The organism is Streptomyces sp. NPDC046303 (assembly GCF_055588085.1).
The window spans coordinates 104,636-124,319 of record NZ_JBVJFA010000014.1 but is presented as its reverse complement, the minus strand read 5'-3'; the positions used below and the strand labels follow the sequence as shown (position 1 = coordinate 124,319).

Below are 19,684 nucleotides of genomic sequence, written 5' to 3'. Positions count from 1 at the left end.
TGCCGGCTACGAGGTCGCGGCGGTCCGCACCGGGTAGGTACGGACCGCCACCTCCTCGTCGTCCAGGCAGCGCCCCGACTCCAGGTCGAAGCGCTGCTTGAGCAGCGGCGAAGCCACGAAGGGACGGCCCGCCGCACTCCCCAGCAGCCCCCGCGACAGCACGTGCGCGCCCGTGAAGGGGTCCTGGTTGCCGATGGCGTACGCGCGCCCCGCGCGGTCGACGAACACCGCGGCCTGACTCCCGTCGGGCAGCAGGGCCGCGACCCCGCGCCCGGGGATGAGGGCGGACAGCTCGCACACCGTCAGCCAGCCCTGCGCCACTTGCAGTTCCACGGTCATCGGACGGCACCTCCAATGGTCAGGACGGCCAGGTCGGGCTTGACCTGGTCACGCTCGGGGACGAATTTCACGGTCGGGTCGGGAGCGCCGGGCGCGTTGACGAAGGACACGAACCGGCGCAGCCGCTCCGGGTCCTCGAGCGTCTCCGCCCATTCGTCGCGGTAGTGCGCCACGTGGTCGGCCATCAGGGCCTCCAGCTCCGCGCACAGCCCCAGCGAGTCGTGCACGACCACGTCCCGCAGATGGGCCAGGCCGCCCTCGAGCCGCTCCAGCCAGGTCGAGGTCCGCTCCAGCCGGTCGGCGGTGCGGATGTAGAACATCAGGAACCGGTCGATCAGCCGGATCAGTTCCGCATCGGACAGGTCCTGGGCGAGGAGGTCGGCGTGGCGCGGGGTGGCCCCGCCGTTGCCGCCCACGTAGAGGTTCCAGCCGCTCGCCGTCGCGATGACCCCGAAGTCCTTGCTCTGCGCCTCCGCGCACTCGCGGGTGCAGCCGGAGACCGCCGACTTGAGCTTGTGCGGGGCGCGCAGCCCCCGGTAGCGCAGCTCCAGGTCGATGGCCATCCGTACGCTGTCCTGTACCCCGTAGCGGCACCAGGTCTGTCCCACACAGGACTTCACCGTCCGCAGGGCCTTGCCGTACGCGTGCCCGGACTCGAAGCCGGCGTCGACGAGCCGGGCCCAGATCCGCGGGAGCTGGTCCACGCTCGCGCCGAAGAGGTCGATCCGCTGGCCGCCGGTGATCTTCGTGTAGAGGCCGAAGTCGCGGGCCACCTCGCCGATCACGATCAGCTTGTCCGGGGTGATCTCACCGCCGGGGATGCGCGGGACCACCGAGTAGGAGCCGTTGCGCTGCATGTTCGCGAGGAAGTGGTCGTTGGTGTCCTGAAGGGCGGCCTGCTCCCCTTCCAGGACGTAGCCGCTGGCGCCGACGGTCGGGGCAAGCGAGGCGATGATCGAGCCGACGGTGGGCTTGCACACCTCGCAGCCGTCGCCACCGCGGGCCTCGGGGCGGCCGTGGCCGTCCAGGAGCTCCTGGTACGAGGCCAGCCGCCGGGTGCGGACGATCTCGTACAGCTCGGCACGGGTGAAGGGGAAACAGCCGCACAGCCCCTTGTCGGCGGAGGCCGGCAGCAGCTGCCCGATCACCTTGAGGCAGCCGCCGCAGCCGGTGCCGGCCTTGGTGCACTTCTTGACCTCGGGGAGGGTGGAGAAGGCGGTGATGGCCTTCTTGGTGACGTTGTGACAGGAGCAGATCACCGCGTGGTCGGGGAGCGCGGCCGGGCCGAGTGCGACGGGCGCGCCGAGACCGGCCGGCAGGACCAGCTGCTCGGGGGCGACGGGCGGCACGCTGCCGGTGAGGGGGCGCAGCAGGCCGTACGAGTCGGCGTCGCCGACCAGGACCCCGCCGAGCAGGACCCCGTCCGGGGAGACCACCAGCTTCTTGTAGACACCGGAGCGGGAATCGGACCAGACCACGTCGAGGCTGTCGGGCGTGCTGCCGTGGGCGTCGCCGAAGGAGGCCACGTCCACGCCGAGCAGCTTGAGCTTGGTGGAGAGGTCGGCTCCGGTGAACTCCTTCTCGCGGCCCAGCAGATCGTCGGCGGCGGTTTCGGCCATCTCGTAGCCGGGGGCGACCAGGCCGTAGACGCGGCCGTCGGAGGCCAGCGCGCACTCGCCGATGGCGTACACGTGCGGGTCGGAGGTGCGGCAGCGGGAGTCGACCGCGATGCCGCCGCGCTCGCCGACGTCCAGGCCGCAGGCGCGGGCCAGCTGGTCGCGGGGGCGGACACCGGCGGAGAACACGACGAGATCCGTGTCGACGGCGGAACCGTCGGAGAGCAGCATGCCGTTGACGTGGCCGTCCTCGCCGGTCAGCACCTCCTGGGTGCCGACGCCGGTGTGGACGGTGAGCCCCATGTTCTCGATGGTGCGCAGCAGGGCGGCGCCGCCGCCCTCGTCGACCTGGACGGGCATCAGGCGCGGGGCGAACTCCACGACGCGGGTGGCGAGCCCGAGCCCCTGCAGGGCGCCGGCGGCTTCGAGGCCGAGCAGACCGCCCCCGACGACCGCGCCGCTGGTGCGGCCCTTGGCGTACTCCTCGATGGCGAGGAGGTCCTCGATCGTGCGGTAGACGAAGCAGCCGGGAGCGTCCTTGCCGGGGACGGGCGGCACGAACGGGAAGCTGCCGGTGGCCAGGACCAGCACGTCGTACGGGAACACCTGCCCGGAGCGGGAGGTGACCGTACGGGCGGCCCGGTCCACGGCCTCGGCCGGGTCGCCGAGGTGGAGGCTGATGCCGTGCTCCTCCATGAACCCGGGCGGTGTCAGGGACAGGTCCTCGGCGGTGCTTCCGGAGAAGTACGAGGTCAGGTGGACGCGGTCGTAGGCGGGCCGGGGCTCTTCGCAGAGCACGGTGATCCGGTGGGACCGGGTCGCACCGCGCTCGGCGAGCGCCTCCAGGTAGCGCTGGCCGACCATGCCGTGCCCGATGAGCACGATCGCGGGCAGGGGCTCGGTCATGTCAGTGGCCTCCGTCGTCGGTGAGCAGGTGGAACAGGTCGAGGGGTGCCTCGTCGCCCTCCCAGGTGCGGGCGACGGCGCCCACGGTGGAGAGCTCGCCGAGCAGGACCCCGCCGATGAGGCGGTCGTCGCGCAGGACGACCGTCCGGTAGGTCCGCCGGGTGGCGTCGGCGAAGCGGACCACGTCGTCGCCGGGGCGGGGGGTCGTCTCGCCGAAGGCGGCGAGGTCGAAGTGGCCGCCGGCTCCGCCGAGGGTGAGCCGGGTGAGGGCGCGGGTGCCGGTGTACTGCGCGGGGGAGCCGGTGAGGGTGGCGGCGAGGGCGTCGGCCTGCTCCAGCGCGGCTCCGGCCAGGCCGTACACCTGGCCGTCGTGTTCGGCGCAGTCGCCGATGGCGTGGATCCGGGGGTCGCTGGTGCGCAGCCTGCCGTCGACCACGACGCCCTTGCGGACCTCGAGCCCGGCGGCCTGGGCGAGTCCGGTGCGGGGCCGTACGCCGCAGGCGAGCACGACGACGTCGGCCTCCAGCCGGTAGCCGTCGGCCAGCTCGGCCCCGGTGACGCGGCGGCGGGCCGGTGCGGCCCCGCTGGCGCCGCCGGCCCGGCCGGGCCGGCCCGCGCGCGGGGCAGGGGAGGACGTGGTCAGGCCGCGGACCCGGCATTCCGTGTGGATCTCGACGCCGAGGCCGGTCAGGTGGGTGTGCAGCAGCGCGGAGGCCTCCGGGTCCAGCTGGCGCTCCATCAGGCGCGCCGCCTGCTGCGCCAGGACCACCTGGGCACCCCGCGCGGCCAGCGCCCTGGCCGCCGAGACGCCCAGCAGGCCGCCGCCGATCACCACCGCCCGCACGCCCGGACGTACGGCCTCCGAGAGCGCCAGGCAGTCGTCCATCGTGCGGAACGCGTGCACCCCGTCGGGCAGTTCCCGCCCCTCCGGCTCGAACAGCCCCCGCAGCGGCGGCAGCACCGGGTTGGACCCGGTGGCCAGCACCAGCGTGTCGTACGCCAGGGCCGCGCCGTCGTCGCAGTGGACCGTCCGGTCGGCCCGGTCGATCCGGACGGCGCGCACGCCCCGCCGCAGCGCCGGACCGGCCTCCGGGAGCGCGGCCACCTCCGGCGCGTACCGGCCGGCCAGCACCTCGGCGAGCAGCACCCGGTTGTACGGGACGTGCTGCTCCTCGCCGAGTACGGTCACCGCCGCACCGGCGCCCAGCCGCGCAGCGAGCCGCAGGCCCGCGAGGCCGCCGCCGATCACCACCACACGCTGCTTCGAGGTCATGCCCCGAGCGTGCGGGTCCGCTGTTTCCCCGCCGCATCGCCGTTGTTACCCGGACGGAACGCCGCCCTCAGCGCACGGGTCAAGCGTCCGTGAGGCCTCCCTCAAGGCCGCCTTAAGGATCACCGGAGCCGCCCGGCGGGCCCTTGGCGTGGGCCCATGCGAGATGTTGCGGTGCTGGTCAGGGGCGGGATGGCGGGCGGGGCGGGGGTGGTGACCCTGCTGTGGGCGGTGCAGGTGCGCCCCTCGGCCCGGCCCGACGCGCTGTTCGCCACGGCCGCGCACCTGACCGGCCTGCTCGCCGGGTACGGGGTGCTGGTGCTGCTGTTCCTGATGGCGCGGGTGCCCGCCGTCGAGCACGGGGCCGGCGCCGACCGGCTCGCCCGCTGGCACGCGCTCGGCGGCCGCCACGTGCTGCTCCTCTGCTTCGGGCACGGGCTCTTCGCCCTGCTGGGATACGCCGTGCACGAGGGGGTCGACGTGCTGTCCGCGGTCCGGGAGCTGCTCGGCTACCCCGCGCTCGCCGCCGCCTCGGCCGGGACCGTCCTCCTGGCCGCGGTCGGTGCGACCTCCGCCCGGGCGGTACGCCGCCGGGTGCCGCACGAAACCGAACACCCTGCGCATCACCGTCGAGGGGCTCGGCGGCCACTCCCGCCGGATCCGCCGCCTGCGGCCCGGCACGCGGGTCCTGGCCACCGGGCCGTTCGGGGCGCTCACCGCCGCCCGGCGGACGCGGCCCAAGGTGCTGCTGATCGCGGGCGGGGTCGGGATCACGCCCATGCGGGCCCTGTTCGAGACGCTGCCCGGCGGGCCCGGGGACATCACCCTGCTCTACCGGGCCGGGGCCGAGGAACAGCTCGTCCTGCGCGCCGAGCTGGAGGCCGTCGCCGCCGAGCGGCAGGCCGGGCTGCACTACCTGCTCGGGCCCTCCGGGGCCGCATACGATCCGCTCGCACCGCAGGCGCTGTCGGCGCTGGTGCCGGACCTCGCCGAGCACGACGTGTACCTGTGCGGACCGCCGGGGATGGCCGAGGCGGCCCGGGCGGGGCTGCTGCGGACCGGGGTGCCGGCCGGACGCATCCATTCCGAGTGCTTCGGCTTCTGAAATCCGAGAGGAACCGCCGTTCCATGCGTCATCCCCTGCACGTCGCCCTGTCCCCGGCCCCACCGGCCGAGTCGGCACCCGCTCCCGCCCCTGCCCCCGACCTTGCTCCCGTTCCCGCTCCCGCCCCCGCGGCCCGCGCCCGGCACCGCAGACCCCGCAGGCCCCCGGTGCTCGCCGCCGGGCTGGGGCTGGCCAGTGTGCTCGTCGCCAGCGCGCTGACCGCGGCCGTGGATCCCGCGGCGCCGGTGGCTCCGGACCGGGAGCCGGCCGGGCGAAGCTCAACGTTTGCGCAAGTTTCCGGGGATTGATGGATCCCGCGCCCGACAGGTCCATAGGGTCAGGTTGTGCCTGACATATCACTGACCATGATCATCATGCTGTGCGTGGCCGCGGCGGCGGCCGGCTGGATCGACGCCGTGGTGGGCGGCGGCGGCCTGCTGCTCCTTCCCGCCCTGCTGCTCGGCCTGCCCCAGGCCCACCCGGCCACCGTGCTCGGAACCAACAAGGCCGTCTCCATCGTCGGTACGACGGGCGCGGCCGTGACCTACCTCCGCAGGGCCCCGGTGGACGTGAAGCTCGCCGCGCGCATCGGCCTCGCCGCGCTCGCCGGATCGATGGGCGGCGCCGCGCTGGCCGGTGGCATCAGCAAGGACGCGCTCCGCCCGCTGATCATGGTGGTGCTGGTGGTCGTCGCCGCCTTCGTGCTGTTCCGGCCCGCCTTCGGCACCGCCCCGAGCGCCTCGCCCGTCAGCCGTCAGCGGGTGCTGCTCGCCATCGGTCTCGCCGGGCTCGGCATCGGTTTCTACGACGGCCTCATCGGGCCGGGCACCGGCACGTTCCTCGTGCTCGCGCTGACCGCGCTGCTCCACCTCGACCTGGTCACCGCCTCCGCGAACGCCAAGATCGTCAACGTCTGCACGAACGCCGGGGCGCTCGCGACGTTCGCCTACCAGGGCATGGTGCTGTGGCAGCTGGCCGCGCTCATGGCGGCGTTCAACCTGGCGGGCGGCATGATCGGCGCCGGTATGGCCCTCAAGAAGGGCAGCGGCTTCGTCCGCGGCGTGCTGCTGACGGTGGTGGGCGCGCTGGTGGTCAAACTCGGCCTCGAGCAGTGGGGATAGCGGCCGCATGCCGCTCTAGTACGTGCCGGTGAGGTGGGCGAAGACGACCACGTTGCCGCGGTAGCCCGTCCGCGGCGAGAAACCCCCGCCGCAGGTGATCACCCGCAGCTCTGCGCGCGCCGAAGGACCGTACACGCGGGTGTCGGGGAAGGCCTTGGCGTCGTAGACCTCGACCGCGTGGACCGTGAACACGGCGGTACGGCCGTCCGCGCGCGGGACCTCGACGGTGGCCCCGCGGCGCAGGGCGCCCAGGTGGTAGAAGACCCCCGGCCCGGCGGCGTCGTCCACGTGCCCCGCGACGACGGCCGTGCCGGTGGCGCCCGGGGTGGTGCCGTCGCGGTACCAGCCGGCCAGGTCCGGCCGGTCGGGCGGCGGGACTTCGAGGCTGCCGCCCGGCTGCAGGCCGAGCCCGGTCAGCGGGGCGTCGACGCGGATGGAGGGGATCCGGATCCGCGTGGGCGGTGAGCCGGGGAGCGGCGCGATGCCGGGGCCCGTGGCCCCGGCGGCGGTCAGGGCCTCGGCGGGGGAGGGCAGCGGCGGCCCGACGGGCTCGCGGGAGCCGCTGGTCACGAGCCAGATGCCGACGCAGGCGGCGAGGGCCACGAGGCCTCCGTGGCGGGTTCCGCGGAAATCGCCACCCATGCGTGCCCCCTCGGCTTTCCGTTTCGGCTTCCGGTTCGGGGTGACTGGCCGTCGCCCGGCCCCGCGAACGGGGGGACCTCGCGGGGCGGGCGACGGGGGACGGTACCGGTCGGACCGCGGCCGGAGCCGCGGTGGGCGTCCGTCAGCTCCGCGTGCCGCTCGCCCGGCGACGCAGGAGCCAGGTACCGCCGACGGCGGTCGCGGCCAGCACGGCCGCTCCCGCCGCGATCTTGGCGGGGTCGGTGGTGGTGGTCGTGCCACCGCCCACCCCGGTCTGGACGTGGCCCTGCGGGCCGCGTTCGGTGACGACCAGGTCGCCGGTGGCGAACTTGCCGTTCGCGCAGGTCGCCCCGATGCCGTAGGTGCCGGCGCGGGTGCCGCGGGCGACCTGGAACTGCCCCACGACCACTTCCTTGTGCGTTCCGGGAACCAGCTTGAACCGGCCGCCGCCCACGGTGGTGGCATCGCCCTCGGCATGGCTGCCGGGTCCGCAGGCGGTGGTGTTCACCGTGACGGTGGCCCCCGGGGCGGCGGATTTCGGCCACACCTCGAGCTTGGCGAAGTCGCCGGGCGCGAAGCTCACCATGCCGAGATCCGCGGCGGCCACCGCACCGGCGACCGGGCCGGCGAAAGCCGCGCAGGTCATGGCGGCGGCAGTCAGCGCGTGGGCTGTACGTCGACGCATGGGAGCTCCCTGGAGACACGGGGTCGTGCTTCGAGATAACCCGGCCCGCCCGCCGCCCGCCTGCTGATGTCCCGTCAGGTTCCCTGGGGGGCGCCCCGCCGCCCAGCGGTTTGCGCAGGTCAGCGCCACTGATGCGGCCATACGGGCCGCCTTCGCCGTCCGGGTGACGTGGTGCCGGAGCGGTCAGGCAGGCGGCAGGAGCACCGTGGCCGAGGCGCCCGAAGGCGACAGGTTCGCCAGGACGACCCGCGCGCCGATCACCTGCGCCTGGCCGAGGGCGATGGTCAGGCCGAGCCCGGTGCCCTGACCGCGCTCGGCGGCCCCGGTCAGGAACCGCTGCGGGCCCTCGCGCAGCAGCTTCTCCGGGAAGCCCCGCCCCCGGTCCCGGACGGTGACCGCGGTCCCGGACACGGTCACCGTGACCGGCCCCCCACCGTGCCGCCGCGCGTTGACCAGCAGGTTCGTCAGGATGCGCTCGAAGCGCCGAACGTCGGTGCGGACGTACGTGCCCCCCTCCGCGCCACAGCCGCCGGACGCGCCCACCACCTGCGCCGCCACCCCCGAGCGCCGCGTGATCGACTCCACCAGCGGCCCCAGCCGGTGCGCCGCCAGCTGCGGCTCCTCCCGGTTGGCGTCGAGCCGGGCCACCTCCAGCAGGTCCTCGGTCAGCGTCCGCAGCGCCGCGACCCGGTCCCGTACGAGCTCCGTCGGACGCCCGGCCGGCAGCAGTTCGGCCGCGGTGTGCAGACCCGTCAGCGTGCTCGGCCAGCTCCTCGCGGTCGTCGTCCAGCGACAGCCGTACGGACAGCACCTGCGCCCTGCCGACCGGCCGGGCCGCCCAGACCGCCGGATGCGGCCCGGACATGTCCAGGAAGGTGGTCCGCTCCCCGGCGAGGGCCGCCGTACGCAGCGGGGCCGGCAACTGCGGACAGTCGATCCGGGCATCGGCCTCACCCACCTTGTCGGCGTCGAGCCGGCCGGTCAGCTCGTACACCTTCCGCACGCTGATCAGCTGGGTAAGGGCGCTCGCCCGCGCCGCATCGGCGATCTGCCGCGCGCGTGCCTCGTGGATCAGCAGCCCGATGGCGACCGCGACCAGCGAGCAGCCGACGGCGAGCAGGGCGGAGATCTTCCAGCGCAGGCCGAGGGCCCGCAGCAGATGCCGGCACCGGGTCAGGACGGCGCTCACCGGGTGCTCTCCCCGTCCTTGCGGAAGCGCCGTTCGTCGTTGACCACCGTCATCCGCTCGCCGTCCCAGTGGTAGCGCACGGCCTGTTCCGAGCCGTCGTCGGCGGCGATGCGGACCAGCAGGTCCGTACCGACCGTCTCGGCCGTCAGCTGCCGGCCGATGGTGAAGAGGATCGAGACGATCCGGCCGTTGACCACCGCGTAGACGCTCAGCGCCGAGCGGCCGGTCGGCACGTCCGCGGCGACGATCAGGTCCTGCTGCCCGTCGCCCGTCAGGTCCCGGTAGACGGCCGGGCGGATCCCGGCCCGGCCGGGCGCCCGCAGGCCGGCTTCCTCGCCGAGGTACGGCTTCATCCGGGGGTCGGCGCGCGCGATGTCCGTCGGATCCAGCCCGCTGAGCCCCTTCGCCCCGGGCCGGGGGGCGTCCTGGAGGGGCTTCGGCGCGGGTCACGGGCACCGGGAGGTTGTGTAACAGCGGTGCGTACGGTGGTGGGGCGCAGGCAGGTCGGGACCTTGGTCCCGGTCTGCGGAGTGTTCCGCCATACCCCAGGGAGGGGCCCGTGACACCGGTCGTCCGGCCACAAGATCCGACCGCTCCGCTGCCGTTCTTCGTCTACGGGACGCTGCGCCCGGGCGAGGTCAACCACGACCTGTTCCTGCGAGGCCGCACGGTCGCCGAAGAGCCCGCGAGCCTCCCGGACGCGGCGCTGTACGACGGCCCGGGCTATCCGTTCGCGGTCGACAGGCCGGGCTCGCTCGTGGTCGGGGAGCTGATCACCGCGGCGCCCGGGGCGTACGGGGAACTGCTGGCCGCGCTGGACGTCCTGGAGGAGTACGGGGGCCCGGGCCGCCCGGGGAACGTCTACGACCGGATCGCCCGCGACGCCCTGCGCGCCGACGGCACGCCGGTCCGGGCCTGGGTCTACCTGGCGTCACCGCTGCTCGCCCGGGACCTGCGGGAGTCGGGCACCGGGATACCGGGCGGCGACTGGCTGAAAAGAGCCCGGAGCGGCCCACAGCGGCCGGGGCCTGCCTAGAGCCCCTCGGCGCCGCGGTTGCGCAGCCGCTGGCCGTACTGCTGGAGCACCCACAGCTCCTCCTGGACCGCCGCCAGTTGCTCCGGCGGGGCCTGCGGGCCGAGCCGGGACAGCGTGCCCTGGATCTCGTGGACCCGGCGGTCGACGGCGCGCAGCCGCACCTGCACCAGCTGGACCCCCGCGTACATCTCGTCCACCGTCTTGGCGTGGATGGCCTCGACCGCCAGCTCCGTGACGAGCGCGCGGACGGTGTCGTTCGGGGCCGCGTCCCGGACGCGGGCCAGATAGTCGTCGGTACCGAGCGAGGCGCCGCCCGCGTCCAGGATCGCCTGGCGCACCGCCGCGTAGGGCGGGGCGGTGAACTCGTCCATCCCGTACGCGTCGAACGCCGGGGAGACCAGGGCCGGGCGCTGGAGGGCCAGCTTCAGCAGCTCCCGTTCGGTGCGGTGGGCCGGGCTGCGCAGGTTCAGCGCGGGACCGCCGGCCGGCTGGGCGGCGGGCGCGGGGGCGGCCTCGTAGGAGGGGCGGCCCCGGCCCTGCTGCTGGGGCTGGTTGCCGCGCTCGCGGGCCCAGCGGGCCAGCTGCGCGACGCGCTTGACCACGAACTGTTCGTCGCGGATGCCGAGCATGCCCGCGAGCTGCACGGCGGACTCGTGCTGGATGGCGATGTTCTTGATGTTCGCGACGACCGGAGCCGCCTCGTCCAGCGCTGCCGCCCGGCCCGCCGGGTTCTCCAGGTTGTGCCGGGCGACGATGTGCCGCAGCGCGAACTCGAAGAGCGGAGTCCGGGAGTCCACGAGACCGGCGACGGCCGCGTCGCCCTGGGCGAGGCGCAGGTCGCAGGGGTCCATACCCCCCGGGGTGATCGCGATGGAGGTCTCGGCGGCGAACTTCTGGTCGTCCTCGAAGGCCCGCAGCGCCGCCTTCTGGCCGGCCGCGTCACCGTCGAAGGTGAAGATCACCTCGGCGGTGGCGTTGTCCATCAGCAGCCGTCGCAGGATCTTGATGTGGTCCCCGCCGAAGGCCGTGCCGCAGGTGGCGATCGCGGTGGTCACCCCGGCCATGTGGCAGGCCATCACGTCCGTGTAGCCCTCGACCACCACGGCGCGCGAGGTCTTCGCGATCTCCTTCTTCGCCAGGTCGATGCCGTACAGGACCTGGGACTTCTTGTAGATCGCGGTCTCGGGCGTGTTCAGGTACTTGGGGCCGTTGTCGTCGTCGCGCAGCTTGCGCGCGCCGAAGCCGACCACCTCGCCGCTGATGTCGCGGATCGGCCACATCAGCCGGCCGCGGAAGCGGTCGATGGGCTTGCCGCTGCGGCTGTCCTGGGCGAGCCCGGAGGTGATGAGCTCCTTGTCGGTGAAGCCCTTGCCGCGCAGGAAGCGGGTCAGGTGGTCCCATCCGGCCGGGCTGTAGCCCACGCTGAAGTGCGCGGCCGCCGCCTGGTCGAAGCCGCGCTCGGCGAGGAACTTGCGGCCGATCTCGGCCTCGGGGCTGCCCAGCTGGTCCACGTAGAACTGCGCGGCCGCCTTGTGCGCCTCGACCAGGCGGATCCGCTCACCGCGGCCGCTGGTGCCGGCGGTGTAGCCGCCCTCCTCGTACCGCAGGGTGATGCCCGCCTGGCCGGCGAGGCGCTCGACCGCCTCCGAGAAGGAGAGGTGGTCGATCTTCATGATGAAGTCGAGGGTGTCCCCGCCCGCCTGGCAGCCGAAGCAGTGGTAGAGGCCCTTGCTGGGGCTGACCTGGAAAGACGGGGACTTCTCGTCGTGGAAGGGGCACAGACCCTTGAGGTTGCCGCCGCCCGCATTGCGCAGCTGGAGGTAGTCGGAGACCACGGCGTCGATCGGGACCGCGTCCCGTACCGCCTTCACGTCGTCGTCGTTGATCCGTCCTGCCACGCGTGAAGTCTACGGCCGCCCGCCGGCAAACCCGCCGCCAGCCCTATGCCGTGAGCAGCGACGCGAGCGGAACCGAGGGGTCGGCCAGCTTTTCGCGGTCCACGGGCTCCTTCGACCTGATCAGGGCCTGGATGTGATCGGTGACGTCCCACACGTTCACGTTCATCCCGGCGAGCACCCGCCCCTCCGAGAGCCAGAAGGCGATGAACTCCCGCTTGCCCGCGTCGCCGCGGATCAGCACCTGGTCGTAGCCGCCGGGCGGCGCGTAGCCCGAGTACTCCAGACCCACGTCGTACTGGTCGGAGAAGAAGTACGGCACCCTGTCGTACGAGACCTCCTGCCCCAGCATCGCCCGTGCGGCGGCCGGACCCCCGTTGAGGGCGTTGGCCCAGTGCTCGACCCGCAGCCGGGTCCCGAGCACCGGATGGTGGGCGGCGGCCACGTCGCCGACCGCGAAGATCTCCGGGTCGGAGGTGCGCAGCGAGGCGTCCACCGCGATCCCGCCGCCGTGCTCCCGGTCGACGAGCGCCAGGCCGGAGGTCTCCGCGAGCGCGGTGCGCGGCGCGGCCCCGATCGCGGCGAGCACCGCGTGCGCCGGGTGCTCCTCGCCGTCGTCGGTGCGGGCGGCCAGCACCATGCCGTCGTGGCCGACGACCTCGGTGAGCCGGGCCCCGAAGTGGAACCGGACCCCGTGTTCGGCGTGCAGGTCCGCGAAGAGCCGGCCGATCTCCGGACCGACCACCGCGTGCAGCGGGGTGGGCTCGGGCTCGATGACGGTGACCTCCGCGCCGTACCCGCGGGCCGCCGCGGCCACCTCCAGGCCGATCCATCCGGCGCCCGCGATCAACAGGTGGCCGTTGTCCCGGCCGAGCCCGGCCAGGACGCCCTTCAGCCGCTCGGCGTGCGCGAGGCGCCGCAGGTGGTGCACCCCGGCCAGGCCCGTGCCCGGGATGTCCAGGCGGCGCGGTTCGGCGCCCGTGGCCAGCAGCAGCTTGTCGTAGTGCAGGGCGGTGCCGTCGCCGAGCACCACCTTCTTCGCGTCCCGGTCCAGGTGGACGGCGGGCTGGCCGAGGTGCAGCTCGATGTCGGAGGCCGCGTACCAGGACGGCTCGTGGACGAAGACGCTGTCGCGGTCGTCCTTGCCCGTCAGGTACCCCTTGGACAGCGGGGGCCGTTCGTAGGGGTGGTCGCGCTCGTCGCCGATCAGGATCACCCGCCCCGTGAATCCCTCGGACCTCAGCGTTTCGGCCGCTTTTGCCCCGGCCAGCCCCGCGCCCACGATGACGAACGTCCGGTGTGCGTCGACCACCTGATGCCTCCTCATAACCTCTCCGCCACATGCGACCACATGCGAGCGTCCCGCAATGAGCCTGCCGCGTGAAGGGGGAGTGGCCCGATCGGCTCACCCCCCGGCGCGTCGCGTGCGCTGGGTGAGGCGGGCGTGCAGGGAACGGGCGGAGGCGTCGGTGAGCGACGCGATCTGGTCGATGACCGCACGTTTCCTGGCCTTGTCGTCGGGCGCCGCGTCGAAGATGGCCCGGAACTGCGGGTCCAGGCCCTCGGGGGCGCGGGCGCTGAGCGCCTCCGCGAGTTCGGCCAGGACGATGCGCTGGTCGGCGCGGATCCGCTCCTGTTCGTCGCGCTGCATGACGTACAGGTCGGCGACGGCCTTGAGGACGGCGCACTCGTGGCGCGCCTCGCGGGGGACCACCAGTTCGGCGGCGTACCGGGTGAGGCGGCCGGAGCCGTACGCCTCTCGGGTGGCGCCCTCGGCGGCCAGGCAGAAACGGCCGATGAGCTGGCTGGTCGCGTCCTTCAGACGGGCCTGGGCCACGGCCGAGCCGTCGTACCCGTGCGGCCACCACTCCTGTTCCATCAGCCGGTCGAGGGCGGCCCGCAGCTCCTCGGGCTCGGTGTCGGCCGGCACGTAGCGGCCGATGGCGACCCGCCAGATCGCGGTGCGCTCGGGTTCCGCGAAGAGGAGGTTGGGGTCGAGGTGGCCGGCGTGCAGCCCGTCCTCGAAGTCGTGGACGGAGTACGCCACGTCGTCGGCCCAGTCCATGACCTGGGCCTCGAAGCACTTGCGGTCGGCGGGCGCGCCGAGGCGCAGCCACTCGAAGACCGGCAGGTCGTCCTCGTAGGCGCCGAACTTGACCGAGCCGGGGTCGGTGGGGTGTTGTCCCCTGGCCCACGGGTACTTGGTGGCGGCGTCCAGGCAGGCCCGGGTGAGGTTGAGGCCGACGCTGACGAGCTCGCCGCTCTCCGCATCGGGCACGAACCGCTTGGGCTCGAGGCGGGTCAGCAGGCGCAGCGACTGGGCGTTGCCCTCGAATCCGCCGCAGTCCTTGGCGAACTCGTTGAGCGCCTCCTCGCCGTTGTGGCCGAAAGGCGGGTGCCCCATGTCGTGGGACAGGCAGGCGGCCTCGACGAGGTCGGGGTCGCAGCCGAGCGCCGCGCCGAGTTCCCGGCCGACCTGGGCGCACTCCAGGGAGTGCGTCAGCCGGGTACGGGGGCTCGCGTCCCAGTCGTAGGACCGGGTGCCGGGGGTGACCACCTGGGTCTTCCCGGCGAGGCGGCGCAGGGCGGCGGAGTGCAGTACGCGGGCGCGGTCGCGCTGGAAGGCGGTCCGCCCGGGCCGCTTGTCCGGTTCGACGGCCCAGCGCTCGGTGGCGGTGGGGTCGTACAGGTCGTCTGCCGGGACGTACGCGGTGCCTTCCATGAAGAGACGGTAACCGGAACCTCTGACAAACCGGGATCAGGCGGAGAGGAGTTCCGGCCGTTCGGCGCTGCGGGGCAGGGCGCACGCCCGGTCGTAGCGGTGGAGCAGGAGCCGGGCCAGGGCCGGGTGGTCGCCCAGGGGCGCGGCGGCGACGGCGGGCGCCGCGGCGGCGGCCTGGGCGGCGAACCGGCCGGGCGCGGCGAAGTACGAGGCCACGGCCGGGCGGTGGTGGCCGCGGGCGGCCAGGGTGCGCACGGCCTCGGGGACGGTGGGGGAGGCGGCGGAGGCGTAGGCGGGGAGCACCGGCACGCCGCCGAGGCGCTCGCCGAGCAGGGCGGCGGTGCGGCGGGTGTCGGCGGCGGACTCGGGATCGCGGGAACCGGCGGCGGCGAGCACGACGGCCGTACTCGCGTGGTGGGCGGAGCCCCAGCCGGCCTCCAGGAGGCGTTCGTACAGGGCCTCGACGAGCAGCGGGTGCGGGCCGAGCGGCGCGGCGACGGCGACCCGCAGGTGCGGGGCGGCGGCCGCCGCGGCCGGGAGGTCGCGTTTGACGTGGTGGCCGCGGCCGAGGAGCAGCGGGACGAGGACCGCCCCGCCGTCGAGCTCCCGCAGGGTGTCGCCGAGGAGCGGGAGGTTCAGCTCGATGTGCCCGAGCCGGACGTCGAGCCGGGGGCGGAGCTCGCGGACCCGTTCGAGGAGCGCGAGGGCGGTGTGCAGGGCGCGCGGGTCGCGACTGCCGTGGGCCACGGCGACGAGGGTGGGCTGGTGCATGGGTGGGCTCCGTGGGGCCGGGCGCGCGGCGGGCGCACTCCGCTGAGCTGCGTGCCGAGCTGGGCGGTGATCCGGGACAGCAGTTCGGCGGCGCTGCCGAAGGGGAGGGGCAGGGTGTCGGGAGGGTGCACCGGCTCCGTCATGAACCGATCCTGCGCGCCGGAGGTTGCCGCCGCGTTGCGCCGGGGTGACGGGTGTTTTCCGGGTGCTCACCGGTCGGCTCGGTCATTCGTGCGGGTGAAAGGAGGGGAGGACGGAACTGGGGCCGCGGCCCACTCGTCAATCCGTGCGAACGAGGTGTGGTGCAGCGGGGTGCAAGGGGGGCGGTCATGAAGAAGGACAGCTGGGCTCGGGCGGCGGTGGCGGTGGCGGTGGCGGTGGTGCGGTCGGGGGCGCGGGCCGCGGCTCGGACGGCCGGTCGGGCGGCGGCGCGGGCCGTGGCGGGCCGGCGTCCGGGGCTGCCGCGCGGTGTGCGGGCGAGGCGGCGGGCCGTGCAGGTCGTGATGGCGGGCTGCGCGCTGGCGCTGCTGCCCGCGGCGTGGACGCACGCGTCGGCCGCGGACCGGCTGCGGACCACGGCCGGCGCGCCGTCCGCCGAGGTGGCCGTGGTGTTCGGGGCGGGCCTGTGGAACGGGCAGCCGACCCCGTACCTGGCCACCCGGCTCGATGCCGCCGCCGAGCTCTACCGCGCGGGCAAGGTGAAGGTGGTCCTGGTCACCGGGGACAACAGCCGCAGGGAGTACGACGAGCCGGATGCGATGCGCCGCTATCTGACCGGGCACGGAGTGCCGGACGGGAAGATCGTCAGCGATTTCGCGGGCTTCGACACCTGGGACTCGTGCGTCCGGGCCAAGCGGATATTCGGGGTCGACCGGGCCGTGCTGATCAGCCAGGGCTTCCACATACGCAGGGCCGTCGCCCTGTGCCAGGCGGCGGGCGTGGACTCGTACGGGGTCGGGGTGCCCGATGAGCACGATGCCACCTGGTACTACGGCGGCACCCGCGAGGTCTTCGCGGCCGGCAAGGCGGCGCTGGACGCGGCCTTCAAGCCCGACCCGCACTTCCTGGGACCCAAGGAGCACGGGGTGTCGCGGGCTCTGGGGGCTCTGGCAGACTGACGCGGCGCCGGCTATGACGGTTAGTCATATACAGGGTCGGTCCGGACGAGCGTCAGGGGTGGGGAACGTGGCTGTGGCGGATCTCAGCGGCAAGGTCGTGGTCATCACCGGCGGAGCCCGTGGTCTGGGCGCCGCGGCGGCGCAGGCCGTGGTGGACGGCGGCGGCCGGGTGCTGGTCACCGATGTGCTGGAGGCGGAGGGCGCGCAGACGGCCGCGAAGCTCGGCGGACCGGCCCGCTTCCTGCGGCACGATGTGACGAGCGAGGCCGACTGGCATGACGCCCTGGAGTACGCGGTCGCCGAGTTCGGCCGCATCGACGGACTGGTGAACAACGCCGGGATAGCCACCGGCCGGTTCCTGGAGCACGAGAGCGTCGAGCACTTCCGCCAGGTCGTGGAGGTCAACCTGGTCGGCGTGTTCATCGGCATCAAGACCGCGATCCCGCTGCTCAGGGCGAACGGCGGCGGCTCCATCGTCAACATCTCCTCCGCCGCGGGCCTGACCGGCCTCGCCCTCACCGCCGGGTACGGCGCGTCCAAGTGGGGCGTGCGCGGCCTGTCGAAGATCGGCGCGGTCGAGCTCGCCGAGGCCCGGATCCGCGTGAACTCCGTCCACCCCGGCATGACACTCACCCCGATGACCGCCCCCGTCGGGATCCAGGCCGGCGAGGGGAACTACCCCGGTGCCCCGATGGGCCGCGTCGGAGCCCCCGAGGAGATCGCCGCCGCCGTCGCGTTCCTGCTCTCGGACGCCGCCGGCTACATGACGGGCGCCGAGCTCGCCGTCGACGGCGGCTGGACGGCCGGCCTGACCGCGAAGCACCTGACGGGCCAGTGATCCCCGCGGAACGATCGTGCACGCGGAGATCCCCGGCCGCCCCGCGATGCGCCGGGCCTCACAGGAGCGGTCGGGGGCTGCTGAGCCGTAGCTGGCCGACTTGTAACGCGGGGCGGCGGCCCGCGTAACACCGCCGTCGCAGGCTGGGCCGTATGCACACCCCGGAAGCAGCCGCCACCGCCACGCACTGTCCGTACTGCGCGCTGCAGTGCGGTATGAACCTCCGCCCTGAGCCGGGCGGCGAAGGCGTCGCGGTGGAGGAGCGGGCGGACTTCCCCGTCAACCGGGGCGCGCTGTGCGGCAAGGGCCGTACCGCCCCCGCCGTGCTCTCCTCCCGGGTACGCCTGACCGGGCCGCTCGTCCGCACCCACGCCGGGCGGCTCGAACCGGCCACCTGGGAGGAGGCCCTCGACAAGGTCGCCGAGGGCCTCGCCCGCACGGGCCGCACGCACGGGCCGGACGCCGTCGGAGTCTTCGGCGGCGGCGGGCTCACCAACGAAAAGGCGTACGCGCTCGGCAAGTTCGCCCGGGTCGCCCTGCGCACCTCGCAGATCGACTACAACGGCCGCTTCTGCATGTCCTCGGCCGCCGCCGCGCACCAGCGGGCCTTCGGGCTCGACCGGGGCCTGCCCTTCCCGCTGGAGGACATCCCCCGCACCGGCTGCGTGATCCTCGTCGGCTCCAACCTCGCCGAGACCATGCCGCCCGCCCTGCGCTACCTGACCGAGCTGAAGGAGAACGGCGGCACCCTGATCGTCATCGATCCCCGCCGGACCCGTACCGCAGAACAGGCCGACCTGCACCTCGCCCCGCGGCCCGGCACCGACCTCGCGCTCGCCCTCGGCATGCTGCACCTCGTCGTCGCGCAGGGGCACACGGACGAGGAGTTCATCGCCGACCGGACCAGCGGCTGGGAGGCGGCCCGCGCCGCCGCCATGGCCCACTGGCCCGAGCTCGTGGAACGCATCACCGGCGTCCCCGTGCCCAAGCTGCGCGAGGCGGTCGAGATGTTCTGCGCGCCCGCTTCCGCGATGGTCCTCACCGCCCGCGGCCCGGAGCAGCAGTCCAAGGGCACCGACACCGTCGGCGCCTGGATCAACCTGTGCCTGGCCACCGGCCGGGCCGGCCGCCCGCTCTCCGGCTACGGCTGCCTCACCGGCCAGGGCAACGGCCAGGGCGGCCGCGAGCACGGCCAGAAGGCCGACCAGCTCCCCGGCTACCGCAAGCTGACCGACCCGGCTGCCCGGGCGCACGTCGCCGGGGTCTGGGGCGTCGACCCCGACAGCCTCCCCGGCCCGGGCCGCAGCGCGTACGAACTCCTCGACGCCCTCGGCACCGACGTCCGCGCCCTCCTCCTCATGGGCTCCAACCCGGTGGTCTCGGCCCCCCGCGCCGCCCACGTCGAAGAGCGCATCCGCTCCCTGGACTTCCTCGCCGTGGCCGACGTGGTCCTCTCCGAGACCGCCGCCCTCGCGGACGTGGTCCTCCCGGTCACCCAGTGGGCCGAGGAGACCGGCACCACCACCAACCTGGAGGGCCGCGTCCTGCTCCGCCGCCGCGCCCTCACCCCGCCGGCCGGGGTCCGCACCGACCTGGAAGTGCTCCACGGCCTCGCCGCCCGCCTCGGCGTCGAGAAGGGCTTCCCCACCGCCCCGGAGGAGGTCTTCGACGAACTGCGCCGCGCCTCCGCGGGCGGCCCGGCCGACTACTCGGGCATCAGCTACACCCGCATCGAGGCGTAACAGGGCGTCTTCTGGCCGTGCCCGGACGGCTCCTCCGGCACGCCCCGCCTCTTCCTGGACCGCTTCGCCACCGACGACGGCCTGGCCCGCTTCGTCCCCGTCTCCCACCGGGACGCCGACGAAGTCCCCGACGCCGACTACCCGCTGCTCCTCACCACCGGCCGCGTCGTCGCCCAATACCAGTCCGGCGCCCAGACCCGCCGTGTCGCGGAGCTCAACGCCGCCGCCCCCGGCCCCTTCGTGGAACTCCACCCCCGCCTCGCCGCCCGCCTCGGCGCCGTCGACGGCAGCCCCCTGGCGGTCACCTCCCGCCGCGGCCGCGCGGTGGCCCCGGCCCGCATCACCGACACCATCCGCGCGGACACGGTCTTCATGCCCTTCCACTGGCCGGGCGAGGGCCGCGCCAACACCCTGACCAACCCGGCCCTGGACCCGGTGTCCCGCATGCCGGAGTTCAAGGTCTGCGCGGTCCGCGTCGAGCCGGCCTGAGCGGTTCGCACGAACACGGGATCGGACATGGGTGCGGACGGCTTCGCGAGGTCCCCCGGCGGGTAACCATCCGGTCACGCACCGGACTCAGAAAGTGCTCGCACGCCCCTCGTGGCAGCGATGTGTCGTACCCCACACTGAGTTGCGGTGCCTGAGTCCTCGGACCCCTGGAGGTCGTCCCCGTGCAGACCCAGACGCAG

At 74.1% G+C, this 19,684-nt stretch carries 16 protein-coding genes and 2 pseudogenes; 7 read left to right on the top strand and 11 right to left on the bottom strand.

Annotated elements, in window-relative coordinates; all coding sequences use genetic code 11:
* Positions 1 to 6 precede the first annotated feature (6 nt).
* From nirD to ACZ6I1_RS16995, 3 genes are read right to left on the bottom strand one after another with little or no spacing between them, the layout of a single operon-like run.
* Complete coding sequence (nirD, locus tag ACZ6I1_RS17005; protein WP_469287846.1) at positions 7 to 339, bottom strand: nitrite reductase small subunit NirD; 333 nt, start codon at positions 337 to 339, stop codon at positions 7 to 9.
* Complete coding sequence (gene nirB / locus ACZ6I1_RS17000; RefSeq protein ID WP_469287844.1) at positions 336 to 2,861, bottom strand: nitrite reductase large subunit NirB; 2,526 nt, start codon at positions 2,859 to 2,861, stop codon at positions 336 to 338. Before nirB ends, nirD begins: the two co-directional genes overlap by 4 nt.
* Position 2,862: 1 nt before the next feature.
* A complete protein-coding gene (locus tag ACZ6I1_RS16995) occupies positions 2,863 to 4,134 on the bottom strand; it encodes an NAD(P)/FAD-dependent oxidoreductase (RefSeq protein WP_469287842.1) in 1,272 nt (423 codons plus the stop codon).
* Between the two features lie 156 nt (positions 4,135 to 4,290).
* On the opposite strand from ACZ6I1_RS16995, the pseudogene ACZ6I1_RS16990 reads away from it, so the two are divergent.
* The 3 genes and pseudogenes from ACZ6I1_RS16990 to ACZ6I1_RS16980 all read left to right on the top strand — a co-directional run.
* Positions 4,291 to 4,671, top strand: a pseudogene (locus tag ACZ6I1_RS16990) (ferric reductase); the annotation flags it as partial.
* 22 nt (positions 4,672 to 4,693) lie between these two features.
* Positions 4,694 to 5,236, top strand: a complete 543-nt coding sequence (locus ACZ6I1_RS16985; RefSeq protein ID WP_469287840.1) for a ferredoxin reductase domain-containing protein — start codon at positions 4,694 to 4,696, stop codon at positions 5,234 to 5,236.
* Positions 5,237 to 5,580: 344 nt separating this feature from the next.
* Positions 5,581 to 6,357, top strand: a complete 777-nt coding sequence (locus ACZ6I1_RS16980) for a sulfite exporter TauE/SafE family protein (RefSeq protein WP_469287838.1) — start codon at positions 5,581 to 5,583, stop codon at positions 6,355 to 6,357.
* Between the two features lie 15 nt (positions 6,358 to 6,372).
* Here the strand turns inward: ACZ6I1_RS16980 and ACZ6I1_RS16975 are convergent, their stop codons facing one another.
* The 4 genes from ACZ6I1_RS16975 to ACZ6I1_RS16960 form a co-directional block, all read right to left on the bottom strand.
* Positions 6,373 to 6,999 (bottom strand): class F sortase, encoded by a 627-nt coding sequence (locus ACZ6I1_RS16975; protein ID WP_469287836.1) that lies wholly within the window; start codon positions 6,997 to 6,999, stop codon positions 6,373 to 6,375.
* A gap of 142 nt (positions 7,000 to 7,141) precedes the next feature.
* Positions 7,142 to 7,684: a hypothetical protein gene (locus tag ACZ6I1_RS16970; RefSeq protein WP_469287834.1), complete on the bottom strand. Its 543-nt coding sequence runs from the start codon at positions 7,682 to 7,684 to the stop codon at positions 7,142 to 7,144.
* Positions 7,685 to 7,867: 183 nt separating this feature from the next.
* A complete protein-coding gene (locus ACZ6I1_RS16965; RefSeq protein WP_469287832.1) occupies positions 7,868 to 8,629 on the bottom strand; it encodes a sensor histidine kinase in 762 nt (253 codons plus the stop codon).
* A 240-nt stretch (positions 8,630 to 8,869) separates the two neighbouring features.
* Positions 8,870 to 9,226: a hypothetical protein gene (locus ACZ6I1_RS16960; RefSeq protein WP_469287831.1), complete on the bottom strand. Its 357-nt coding sequence runs from the start codon at positions 9,224 to 9,226 to the stop codon at positions 8,870 to 8,872.
* Between the two features lie 206 nt (positions 9,227 to 9,432).
* Between ACZ6I1_RS16960 and ACZ6I1_RS16955 the strand changes: the two genes are divergently transcribed.
* Positions 9,433 to 9,909 carry a gamma-glutamylcyclotransferase family protein gene (locus ACZ6I1_RS16955; RefSeq protein WP_469287829.1) on the top strand — a complete coding sequence of 159 codons (477 nt, stop codon included), beginning with the start codon at positions 9,433 to 9,435 and terminating at the stop codon, positions 9,907 to 9,909.
* Here ACZ6I1_RS16955 and dnaG read toward each other — a convergent pair.
* From dnaG to ACZ6I1_RS16935, 4 genes are all read right to left on the bottom strand, one after another.
* Positions 9,906 to 11,807: a DNA primase gene (dnaG, locus tag ACZ6I1_RS16950; RefSeq protein ID WP_469287827.1), complete on the bottom strand. Its 1,902-nt coding sequence runs from the start codon at positions 11,805 to 11,807 to the stop codon at positions 9,906 to 9,908. The genes ACZ6I1_RS16955 and dnaG overlap by 4 nt on opposite strands.
* A gap of 43 nt (positions 11,808 to 11,850) precedes the next feature.
* Positions 11,851 to 13,116 carry an NAD(P)/FAD-dependent oxidoreductase gene (locus ACZ6I1_RS16945; RefSeq protein WP_469287825.1) on the bottom strand — a complete coding sequence of 422 codons (1,266 nt, stop codon included), beginning with the start codon at positions 13,114 to 13,116 and terminating at the stop codon, positions 11,851 to 11,853.
* A gap of 93 nt (positions 13,117 to 13,209) precedes the next feature.
* Positions 13,210 to 14,526 carry a deoxyguanosinetriphosphate triphosphohydrolase gene (locus tag ACZ6I1_RS16940; RefSeq protein ID WP_469287823.1) on the bottom strand — a complete coding sequence of 439 codons (1,317 nt, stop codon included), beginning with the start codon at positions 14,524 to 14,526 and terminating at the stop codon, positions 13,210 to 13,212.
* A gap of 36 nt (positions 14,527 to 14,562) precedes the next feature.
* A complete protein-coding gene (locus ACZ6I1_RS16935) occupies positions 14,563 to 15,297 on the bottom strand; it encodes a sirohydrochlorin chelatase (protein ID WP_469287821.1) in 735 nt (244 codons plus the stop codon).
* A 503-nt stretch (positions 15,298 to 15,800) separates the two neighbouring features.
* On the opposite strand from ACZ6I1_RS16935, the gene ACZ6I1_RS16930 reads away from it, so the two are divergent.
* The 3 genes and pseudogenes from ACZ6I1_RS16930 (at position 15,801) to ACZ6I1_RS16920 (ending at position 19,484) form a co-directional block, all read left to right on the top strand.
* On the top strand, positions 15,801 to 16,415 hold the full coding sequence (locus ACZ6I1_RS16930) for a SanA/YdcF family protein (RefSeq protein ID WP_469287984.1): 615 nt from the start codon (positions 15,801 to 15,803) through the stop codon (positions 16,413 to 16,415).
* A 73-nt stretch (positions 16,416 to 16,488) separates the two neighbouring features.
* A complete protein-coding gene (locus ACZ6I1_RS16925; protein WP_469287982.1) occupies positions 16,489 to 17,253 on the top strand; it encodes a glucose 1-dehydrogenase in 765 nt (254 codons plus the stop codon).
* Between the two features lie 152 nt (positions 17,254 to 17,405).
* Positions 17,406 to 19,484, top strand: a pseudogene (locus ACZ6I1_RS16920) (molybdopterin oxidoreductase family protein).
* Positions 19,485 to 19,684: the final 200 nt, after the last annotated feature.